This window comes from Eggerthella sp., assembly GCF_048329335.1.
Taxonomy (GTDB): Bacteria; Actinomycetota; Coriobacteriia; order Coriobacteriales; family Eggerthellaceae; genus Eggerthella; species Eggerthella lenta.
In genome coordinates this window covers 1-9933 of record NZ_DBFEGU010000338.1, presented here as the reverse complement: position 1 = coordinate 9933, position 9933 = coordinate 1, and the positions used below count along the sequence as shown (strand labels likewise).

At 65.0% G+C, this 9933-nt stretch carries 8 protein-coding genes; 5 read left to right on the top strand and 3 right to left on the bottom strand.

Annotated features, from left to right (window positions below):
* Window positions 1–654 precede the first annotated feature (654 nt).
* Window positions 655–1734: a molybdopterin-dependent oxidoreductase gene (locus tag ACMO6A_RS10580; RefSeq protein ID WP_009304777.1), complete on the bottom strand. Its 1080-nt coding sequence runs from the start codon at window positions 1732–1734 to the stop codon at window positions 655–657.
* Between the two features lie 9 nt (window positions 1735–1743).
* Window positions 1744–3543, bottom strand: coding sequence for a molybdopterin-dependent oxidoreductase (locus tag ACMO6A_RS10575; protein ID WP_009304776.1), 1800 nt, complete (start codon window positions 3541–3543; stop codon window positions 1744–1746).
* A gap of 345 nt (window positions 3544–3888) precedes the next feature.
* On the opposite strand from ACMO6A_RS10575, the gene ACMO6A_RS10570 reads away from it, so the two are divergent.
* From ACMO6A_RS10570 to ACMO6A_RS10560, 3 genes are all read left to right on the top strand, one after another.
* Entirely contained in the window at window positions 3889–5406 is a 1518-nt protein-coding gene (locus ACMO6A_RS10570) for a helix-turn-helix transcriptional regulator (RefSeq protein ID WP_009304775.1), read from the top strand.
* A gap of 81 nt (window positions 5407–5487) precedes the next feature.
* A complete protein-coding gene (gene rnhA, locus ACMO6A_RS10565) occupies window positions 5488–5964 on the top strand; it encodes a ribonuclease HI (RefSeq protein ID WP_009304774.1) in 477 nt (158 codons plus the stop codon).
* A gap of 147 nt (window positions 5965–6111) precedes the next feature.
* Complete coding sequence (locus tag ACMO6A_RS10560) at window positions 6112–7227, top strand: coiled-coil domain-containing protein (protein WP_009608859.1); 1116 nt, start codon at window positions 6112–6114, stop codon at window positions 7225–7227.
* A gap of 72 nt (window positions 7228–7299) precedes the next feature.
* On the opposite strand, the gene yihA is transcribed toward ACMO6A_RS10560, so the two are convergent.
* The gene (gene yihA / locus ACMO6A_RS10555; RefSeq protein ID WP_009304772.1) at window positions 7300–7881 is read right to left on the bottom strand and encodes a ribosome biogenesis GTP-binding protein YihA/YsxC; all 582 of its coding nucleotides are present in this window, start codon (window positions 7879–7881) and stop codon (window positions 7300–7302) included.
* Between the two features lie 335 nt (window positions 7882–8216).
* On the opposite strand from yihA, the gene ACMO6A_RS10550 reads away from it, so the two are divergent.
* The gene (locus ACMO6A_RS10550; RefSeq protein WP_009304771.1) at window positions 8217–8495 is read left to right on the top strand and encodes a DUF6110 family protein; all 279 of its coding nucleotides are present in this window, start codon (window positions 8217–8219) and stop codon (window positions 8493–8495) included.
* A 6-nt stretch (window positions 8496–8501) separates the two neighbouring features.
* On the top strand, window positions 8502–9933 hold a 1432-nt coding region (locus ACMO6A_RS10545), incomplete at its 3' end, for an HAD-IC family P-type ATPase (protein ID WP_418471236.1).

The following is a 9933-nucleotide window of genomic DNA, read 5'->3' as shown; positions in this document are numbered from 1 at the left end:
GCGGGCGCTTTCGGTTGACGTGCGTTAGGGAGGGACGGGTGGTTCGACGCGTGCGCAGCTATGGGTGGATTGCGTGCAGCAAAAACGCCGGTTTGGCAGCACCGGCCCGTTCGGACGCCTTCTTCTCGGGTTCGGGAGCGTTGTTTTGCGGAATGCGACCGAGCGCCATCTGGAGTTTTGTCGCTGCTCTTCACCAGTCGCGGAGTCGAGGCTGCCAAACCGGCGTTTTTGCTGCACGCGAGCCGGCGAAAACGTGCGCGGCCGTTGCGTGGTCCGACAGCCGAGGGGCGGAGCAGGTTGCCGGGCTGGGCGCAAAGAGGGTTCCATGACAATCTCGAAGCAGTTTCGACGTGCCGGTAGGCTTCGCCAAACCGTATAATCCCAGGTGGTGAAAATCTTGCGTCGCCGCCGACGTCCGATCCGGCCGCCGAATTTGTCATGGGACCCGTTTTGCGCCCAGCTCCGCCTCGCTCTATGTCGGATTTGACACGTCAGGGTTCCAACGTGTCAAAGCACCCGTCCTCTTGACGCACTGGGTGCTGCCGTTCGCCCGCATGGACGCTCGCGACGGTGTGGGACGCAACATGAAAACGCCCGCCCGCATTTCGCGGACGGGCGTTTTCGGTTGGCTCGAGGTTGCGTGCTGCGAAGGGTTTAGGCCACTTCGAACAGCAGCGTCGCCGCAAGCGGGGACACCATGCCGTCGGCGGTTTTCGCGCGCACGGTCATGCGGTAGTCGCCCTTTTCCTCGAACGACGTGGTGAACTGCCAGTTCACCCACTTGTCGGCCGTGGCGCCGTCGGTGTCGCACGACGTCCATGTGCGGCCGTTGTCGAATGAGAACTCGATGGCGGCGATGGGGCTTCCCAGATCGTCGGCCACGCCTTCGAACGTGATCTCGTCGCCTGCCTTGAACACGCAGTCGTCGGAGTAGTTCATGATGTTGATCTTGTTGCGGTAGCACGGGTCCACCTGCTGCACGTCGGGCTCCGCATCCTCCTGCGTCAGCTCGATGTTCACGATGTCGCGCGTGAAGTAGCGCGCCACGGTCTCGGGCATCCACAGCTGCAGGCTCGACCCGGTGGCCGCCTCCAGCTCCTGGCCGTTCACCTGGTACGCCAGAAGCGCGTTCTTCTCCAGCGCGTAGCGCAAGGGCAGCGGCTGGCCGAAGCCGTCGGCGCCGTAGGCGGTGATGGTGTTCACGCCGTCTTCCAGGTCGGCCATCTCCACCACGGCCGACAGCGGCACGCCCATGACGGCCGCCTGGCCGAAGGGCGATCCGGTGGCGCACGAGCACGCCATCATCGTCTCCTGGTTGGCATCTTCGGCCAGGTCGCGCACGTCGATGGTGAAGTTCTTCTTGATGTTGCCGCCCACGTTCACGTAGAAGTTGGCCACGCCGCCCTCCACGTCGACGAGCTCGGTGGCAGGCTTCGAGCACATGCTGGTCAGCGCTGTTCCGAACACGTTGAACAGCTCGTCGTTGGGGGTGACGCCTTCCTGGTTGAAGGTGAACGCTCCCTGGGCGTTGGCCACGGAGACGTAGGACACGTCGTCCTCGTTGAACCATTGTGCGGTCACGACGTTGTCTCCCACGGCATGCGTCGTGGCGATCGGGTCCGCGTCGGCGGTCTGCGGTAGTCCGGCCGTAGCGCCGATACCGCCCACTGCTCCGAACATCAGCAGCGCGCCGCCGGCCACGCCGCCCGCGATCTTCTTGGGGTTGTAAGCCATGGCGTCCTCCTACTCGCTCTTCTCGTCAGATGCCGCCGCGACCTTCGGAGGGATCAGCGATGCGCTTTCCAGCACGGTCGTGTCCTCGGGGTTGGGCATCTTGTCCTTCGCGTTGAACATGACGGTCTGGGTCTCGAAGCTCGTCATGCCGCTTTCGGTGGTGGCGCGAACGGTCAGGCAGTACGCGCCTTCCAGTTCGGGCTTGTAGGTGAAGCTCCACCACACCATCTTGTTGCGATCCATGTCGCCGATATCGTACTTCGTCCACGTTTCTCCGCGGTCAAGGGAGAACTCGACGCTTGCGATCTTCTCGTCGTAGCCGTCCACGTAGCCGGTGAATTCGTAGGGCTGGCCGTTCTGCACGAGCAGGCCGTCGGGCACGCCGAGGATGGTGGCGTTGGGCTTGTTCATGGGAACGTCGTCCTCGTTCTGCCATCCGTTCGGGTTGCCGGCCCACTTGTCGGTGTAGTCGATGTCCTCGTCGGTGACGTGGTAGGTGTCGATCTGCTTCGAGTTGATCTGCGCGTCCACGCCTTCCACCCAGTTCGTGCACGGATAGCCGCGCGTCGCGTCGAGGTACTCGCCGCCGATCTTGTACACCAGCAGCGCCTCGTCGGAGTCGACCTTGTCCACGGGGAAGGCGCGTTTGGAGCTGCCGTCGGCGCGCAGCGCCTTCACGCCCGTCGTGCCGTCCTTGTAGCCGCCCGCCTTTTCGACGAGCCAGCTCACGGGAATGCCGGTTATCTCGGTGTTCGTGACTCCGCCGCCTCCCACCGGGTTCCAGTTGCACACCATCTTCGAGGTCTTCGTGATCACGGCGCCGTCGGCCTCGGCTTCTTTGATGAGCTCGGGCAGCGTGGCCGTGTACTCGGCGTTCACGTTGCCGTCAACGGTGATGGTCCATTCGTCGAACAGGCTTTGCGGCATCTCCAGGTCGAGGCCGTTCACGCCCGCGCCGTGGCGCATGTTGTCGTAGTAGGCGTGCATCCAGTCGTACGAGAACACGCCGCTCTGGCCCTGCGTCCTCTCTTGATCGATCTTGAAATCGCCCTGCACGTTCTCGACGTCGTTGATTCCCCACAGGCGATCGTATTTCGTGAGATCCCACAGCTCCAGGCCCGCACCGTTCTCGGTGGCGTTGTGGCAGGACATGCAGTCGCCCTGATACTGGTTGACGAAGTCGCTCTTCGTGCGCGATCCGTAGTGAACGGCGTGCATGAGCGTGCCGAACTCGTACTGCTTCGCGATGTAGCCCGGAGCGTAGGAGTGGCAGAACAGGCACTGCTGCAGCGTGGTCTTGTTGTCCAACTCGTCGTTCCAGGCAACCGGGTGCTCGTAGGGCAGGTGCTTCAGCAGCGAGTTCATGTCGGCATGGCACGATTCGCAGCCGCGGTTGTCGGCGTCCAGCCAGTAGGTGTTGTACGAGTTGGAACCGGCTTGGATCTGCCAAGCGTCGGGGTTCACCTCGTACTCGGTGGGCGTGCGCTGCACCATCTGCCCGTTCGGCAGGGTGCGCACTTCGGGAGCGTATTCGGTCGCAACCTGGTCCCAGCGGTCCCATAGGTTGTCGAGGTATTCCTTGCCGGGATAGTAGTTCTCGTCGATGTCCTCGTTCGTGGTGCCTTCGGCGCCGTCGATGACGGCCTGCTGCTCGGGCGTGAGCTTCTGCTCCTGCGGGACGGCGCCTCCGTCCCCGGACGGAGCGGCGGCGCCTGCGTTCTCCGACTGCTGCGGCGCGCATCCTGCCGCCAGGCCGAGCGTGCAGGCCGCGCAGGTTGCCACGATGATGGCCTTCTTGTTGAGCCTCATGCATCCCCCTTTCCTTGTCTTGGTTCCCGTCGTCCGCCATGCGCGCTCGCGCTTCGCCGTTTGCGTCCCTCCCTTCTTCCTCTTGCGTCGTCGATGCGCGCGGACCGTCCCATCGTAGGATGCGGGCTGCCGTGCGCGCCATCGCCCAAGTATCCGATTCGCGGGTCGTCCGATGATTTCCGCATCGGACACTTTGGCCGATGCCCGTGCAGAGCGGGGTGATTCTGCCGGTTCGGGCCGAACGCGCCGTTTTTTGAGGGTGCGGGCGTGCGAAGGGCGTGCGATAATGAGAGGCGGTCGCCGAGCGGTGGCCTGATGTTGGGGAGGCTTGGGGAATCACCGATCATGGGCAACCGCGGTCTGCAAATCAATCCGGTGGGCGTGCTCGCTTCGTGCGGGCTGGGGCTCAATCTGGTCTGGTGCACGTTGATGGGCCACACGCTGGGCTTCATGTCGTCAACAGCCGGCATGGATGCGTGGGCGAATCCGCGCCTGTTCTTCCTTGCCGGCATCCTTCTATGCACGGCGGCGTTCGCGACGGCTCCGCGTGCGCTCAAGCGCGCCGACGGCATGCTGCGCTTCGTGCTGCCGCTGTTGTCGGCCTTCGGCACGGCGTGCTTCGGCATGTCGTTCCACCAGACCTTCTTCGATCCCGGGGCGCTGGCCGTGGGCGGCCTGTTCGTGGCCGGCGTGGGCTACTTCTGGCTGGCGGCGCGCTATATGCTGCTGCTCGCGCGCACGCAGGGCTACGTGTGCGCCGTCGCCAGCATAGCGGGCAGTCTGGTGCTCAAGCTTCCCGTCTTGCTCGTGCTCAGCGCGTTCGCAAGCCCCGCAGTGCAGGTGATCGTCGCCATCGCCATGCCTGTGGCCACGGCGCTTCTGTTCGAAACGGCATGCACTCTTGCGCGCGATCGTGCCGATCTCGCGGCAGGGGAGGGCGTTTCGGATGCCGTTGCGCCTTCGAGGGCGGCTTCCGCCTCGGAGGGCTCTCGCGCTCGTACGGTGTTCGGCGTGCCGGCCGTCCCGCGCACGCGCGAGCGCACGTCAGCTGCCGAACGCCGCACCATGCTCGTGCTGTTGGCTATTGCGGCGGTGGTGCTGGCTGTTATCCGCTCGGTGAGCTACCTGGGGATGTGGGGCGATACGAACGCGAACATCTCCACGGCGCTGCCGTGGCTCACCGCCATGATCGTTCCGGCCGTCTGCGTCGTGGTGTTCGCCTACGCCGCGCTCGCGCGCCTGGCCGATGCCGCGTTGCCGATCCGATTCCAGCCTGCGCTGCTGCTCATCTTGGTGGGTTTGTTCGTCGTAGCCATCCAGGCGAACCCCACGGGAGCGTCGCTCGGGTTCCTCACCGTGGTCATACAGATCGACGAGCTGTTCGCGCACCTCTTGTTCTGGACCGTCGTGGTAACGGCGCTCGACGTGCTCGACGTGCCGTCGTACCGCGTCATGGGGGTGGCCGGCGTGGTCTATGCGGGAGCGTCCATCGCCTGGGTGCTGTTGTTGGGACGCGCGGCCATCGTGGACACGTTGCTCGTGATGCTGGCAACCTACGCTTTCGTGGTCGTTGCGCTGTGCGCCGTTTGGTTCGTGCCGAGTCGAAAGGATGCCGCTTCGGGCGAGGTCGCTGCTCCGCTCGTGCAGACGGTGTCGGACACGTGTCTCGAGCTGGCGGGACGTTATGCGCTGTCGCCGCGCGAGACCGAGGTGTTCGTGCTTCTGGCCCAGGGCCGCACGCGCGCCTTCATCCAGGACGAGCTGGTGCTGTCAGGCAGCACCGTGAAGACCCACGTCTCCCATATCTACGCCAAGATGGGCGTCCACGACCGCCAGGAGATGATGGACCTCATCTGGGGCTGACGCGTAGAATTCGATGGCGACCGCTCTCTCGTGGTATGATACCCATCCGGTTTTGCCCCTCCGACGCGAAAGGCCCTCCACATGCATGTAGATATATACACCGACGGTGCGGCGCGGGGGAATCCGGGGCCGGGGGGCTACGGCACGGTGCTGCGCTTCGTCGATTCGAAGGGCGCCGTCCACGAGAAGGAGCTGTCGCAGGGCTACGAGCGCACCACGAACAACCGCATGGAGCTCATGGCCGTGGTGGCGGGTCTCGAAGTGCTCAAGCGCCCGTGCTCCATCACGTTGTACTCCGACTCGCAGTACGTGGTGAACGCCTTCAACCAGCATTGGGTTGACGGCTGGCTCAAGCGCGGCTGGAAGAACGCGCAGAAGCAGCCCGTGAAGAACGACGATCTGTGGAAGCGTCTGCTGGCGGCCAAGGAGCCTCACGACGTGACGTTCGTGTGGGTGAAGGGGCATGCGGGCCATCCCGAGAACGAGCGCTGCGACGAGCTGGCCACGACGGCCGCCGACGGCGCGGGGCGCATTCGCGACGAGGGCTTCAACGGATAAGTGAGGATTCCGAAGCTGCACCCGGCTCACCCGAGGTTCGTATGATGTTCCTGTTCGATTTCCAAGCTGTTTCGTAGGCGAGCCATGCGATCTGATACACTAGCTCGCAATGTATACGAGCATCTGAGCGCAGGTGGAGGTTCCCACATGCAACAGCAAGCAATGCGCGCCCGCAAGGGCGTGTTCGCGGGAGCAGTGGCTGCGGCCCTCGCGGCGACTCTCATGATCCCTTCGTTGGCGTACGCCGATCCGACTGCCAGCGAAAAGCAGGCTGAAGCTCAGGCCGCGCTCGCATCGCTCAACAGCATGCAGAGTACGCTCAACCGAACCTCCGTCGTCTACGATGAGGCCTTGGCCGCGCAGAGAGAAGCCGAGGCCAAGCGCGACGAGGCGCAGGCGCGCATCGACGAGGCGAACGGCCAGATCGCCGACCTTCAAACCCGATTGGGATCTCGTGCGCGCAGCATGTACCGCACGGGCGGAAGCTCGTTCCTCGACCTGCTGCTGGGCGCCACCACCTTCCAGGAGTTCTCGACGGGTTGGGATATGCTCAACACCTTGAACGAGAACGATGCCGATCTCGTTCAGCAGACGAAAGATCTGCGTGCCGAAGTGCAGGAGCAGCAGGCCGCCTATGCAGAGCAGCAGCGCGTAGCCGCCGAGAAGGCCGATGAGGCGCTGCGCTCCAAGCAGGAGGCGGCGTCCACGATGTCCGCCATGCAGGCTACCTACGACAGCCTGAGCGCCGAAGCGGCCGAGCTGCTGGAGCAGGAGCGCGCTGCGCAGGCAGCCGCCGATGCAGCTCAGGCCCAAGCCGTGGTGGAAGCGTCTGCGCGTCAGGCCCAAGAGAACGCGAACGCTTCGGGCAATGTTGCTCCGGGCAACGATCCCTCGCCTTCTCCGTCGCCCGCTCCGAGCGAGCCTTCCGGACCCTCCTACAATCCTGTGACGGGCAATGCTATCGTCGACCGGGCGTACGGTTGCATAGGATTGCCATATTCGTGGGGTGGGGTAGGACCGAGCTCGTTCGATTGCTCCGGCCTGGTAAGCTATGCCGTGACTGGAAGCTTCTCCCGATGGGGAACCACGAACACGTTCATGGGCATGTCGCAGGTAGGCGATCCTCAACCTGGCGATATCGCCACCAGCTGGGGCCACTGCGGTATCTACATCGGCAACGGCCAGATGATCCATGCTCCAACCTTCGGCCAGACGGTGTGCATCAGCCCGGTGCAGGGTGACATGATCATCGTTCGCCCGTAGCCCCGGATTCCTCAAGCGAAAGAAAACGGCCCTTCGGGGCCGTTTTCTTTCGGGTGCATGCTGTGGCAGCGCCTACCGCACGCTGTTCTTGATGAGCGAGCGCAGTTCGTCGATGCCGGTGCCCTTCTCCGACGAGCACACCACGAGCGGCACGTCGGCCCCCAGCTTCAGCTGCTTCTTCAGGGCGGCCTTCTGCTTCATCTGCTGCTGACGGCTGAGCTTGTCGGCCTTCGTCAGCACCACGGCGAACGGCAGCTCGGCCTCCTGCAAAAAGCCGATCATGTTCACGTCGAGGTCGGACGCCTCGTGGCGGATGTCCACGAGCGAAACCACGAGCGCGAGGTCGCGATCCTGGTTGAAGTAGCCCTCGATGAGCTCCGACCAGCGGCTCTTGTCCGACTTCGACACCTTCGCGTAGCCGTAGCCCGGCAGGTCGACGAAGCGCACGCCGTCGCAGGAGAAGAAGTTGATGGTGGCCGTCTTGCCCGGCGTCTGCGACACCTTCGCCAGCCCTTTGCGGTTGAACAGCTTGTTCAGCAGCGACGACTTGCCCACGTTCGAGCGTCCCGCAAACGCGATCTCGGGCATGGTCGAAGGCGTGAGCTGAGACGATACGCCGAATGATCGCTCGAATACCACGTTGTTGATGTTCATGGGACGCTCCTTGCGGCCGTGCTGTTCGTCATGCTCCTCATGGTACCCGAACCGCGTCGGGGATGCGGGCGGAACCCGGCAACCCCCTCGCATTCCCCACGGGATGCGTCAGACGCGCTTGCGTCCCGTGTACAGCGCCAGCGCCATGCAGGCGAGGCTCGCCCATGCCCAGAATCGATGCTGCTTCATGTCCGACCTCCTTCGCTTCGATGTCGACGATACTAGTTAATCATGATTGACTTTATCCGACAACCGCATTATCCTTGATAAGTTAGATTCGTGCAACTTCAAATCGAAGCGCGCGGATGGGGAACCAACGAGAGAGAGGCGAAGCGATGGGATTCAAGAAGAAGAGCGGGCTGCTGGTGGGCGCGGGCTTTCTGCTGGGCACGGTGGGCGTGAAGGCGCTGACCAGCACCACCGCCAAGAAATGCTACGTGCAGGGCGTCGCGCAGGGGCTGCGCGCGAAGGCGACGTACGAGAACATCGTCGAACAGGCGAAGGCCGAGGTTGACGACATCGTGGCCGAGGCCACCTACATCAGCGTCGTCGGCAAGGACGGGGAGCGCCCTGCCGAGCCCGCCGTCGAGGCCGACGACCAGCCGGCGAAGTAGAACGCGATGGACTACGTCATCGCGAGCGAGGTTCCCGGCCGCTTGCGCGTGCGGCTGGTCGGTCCCGTGCCCGCCGACGATCTCGACGCGCTCTACCGCGTGCTGGGCGCGTGCCCGGCGGTGGAGCGCGCGAACGTCTACCCTCGCATCGGCAGCATCGCCGTGCGCTACCGTGCGGCGGACGGCGCGCGGCAGCGGGTGCTCGATCACCTGGACGCCATCGACGCCGAGGCCATCGCCGAAGCCCGTTCGAGCTGCGGGCTCGAACTGGCACCGCGCACCCAGTCGCTGCTCATGGACATCGCGGTGCTCGTGGGGTCGTACTTCGCGCGCCGGTGGTTCCTGCCGAAGCCCGTCGCGGCCCTCGTCACCGCCTGGCGCTACCGCGGCTTCCTGGCGGCGGCGGTCCGCTCGCTCGGGCGGGCGCGGCTCGACGTGCCCGTGCTGGACGCTGCCGCCATCGGCATGTCGTTCGTCAAGCGCGACCCGCGCACGGCGGGTGAGACGATGCTGCTGCTGAACCTGGGCGAGACGCTGGAGGAGTACACGCGCTCGCGGTCGGAGGGGGCGCTCGTGAACGCGTTGCTCGACCTCCCGGAAACCGCGCAGCTCGTCGAGGGCGACCAGGAGGTCCAGGTGGCTGCGTCGGACCTCAAGCCGGGCGACTGCATCGCCGTGCGCACCGGCATGCCCGTGTGCGTCGATGGCGAGGTGGTGCGCGGCACGGCCATGGTGAACCAGGCCGCCCTCACCGGCGAGCCGCTGGCGGTCGAGCGCGGCGTGGGCGACAACGTGTTCTCGGGCACCGCGGTCGAGGACGGCGAGATCATCGTGCGCGTGACGGCGGACGCGGGCGAGACGAAGCTGCGCTCCATCGTGGCGCTCGTGGAGCAGGCGGAATCCTTCAAATCGGAAACCCAGTCGCGCATGGAGCAGCTGGCCGACCGCATCGTGCCCTGGAACTTCCTGCTGGCAGGCGCCGTGGCGCTCACCACGCGCAGCCTCGTGAAGACGTCGGCGGCGCTCATGGTGGACTACTCCTGCGCCCTCAAGCTCACCGGCTCCATCGCCGTGCTGGCGGCCATGAGCCAAAGCGCGCAGGCGGGCTTCACCGTGAAGGGCTCGAAGCACTTCGAGGCCATGGCGGCGGCCGACACCATCGTGTTCGACAAGACCGGGACGTTGACCGAGGCCACGCCCAACGTGGCCTGCGTGCTGGCGCTCGACGGGTGGAACCGTCGCGAGGTGCTGCGGCTGGCCGCTTGCCTGGAGGAGCATTTCCCGCACCCGGTGGCCCGCGCCGTGGTGCGCGCGGCCGCGGAGAAGAACCTTCGGCACCGCGAGCGCCACGCCGACGTGGAGTACCTCGTGGCGCACGGCATCGCGTCGTCGCTCGACGGCAAGCGCGTGGTCATCGGCTCGGAGCATTTCGTCGTGG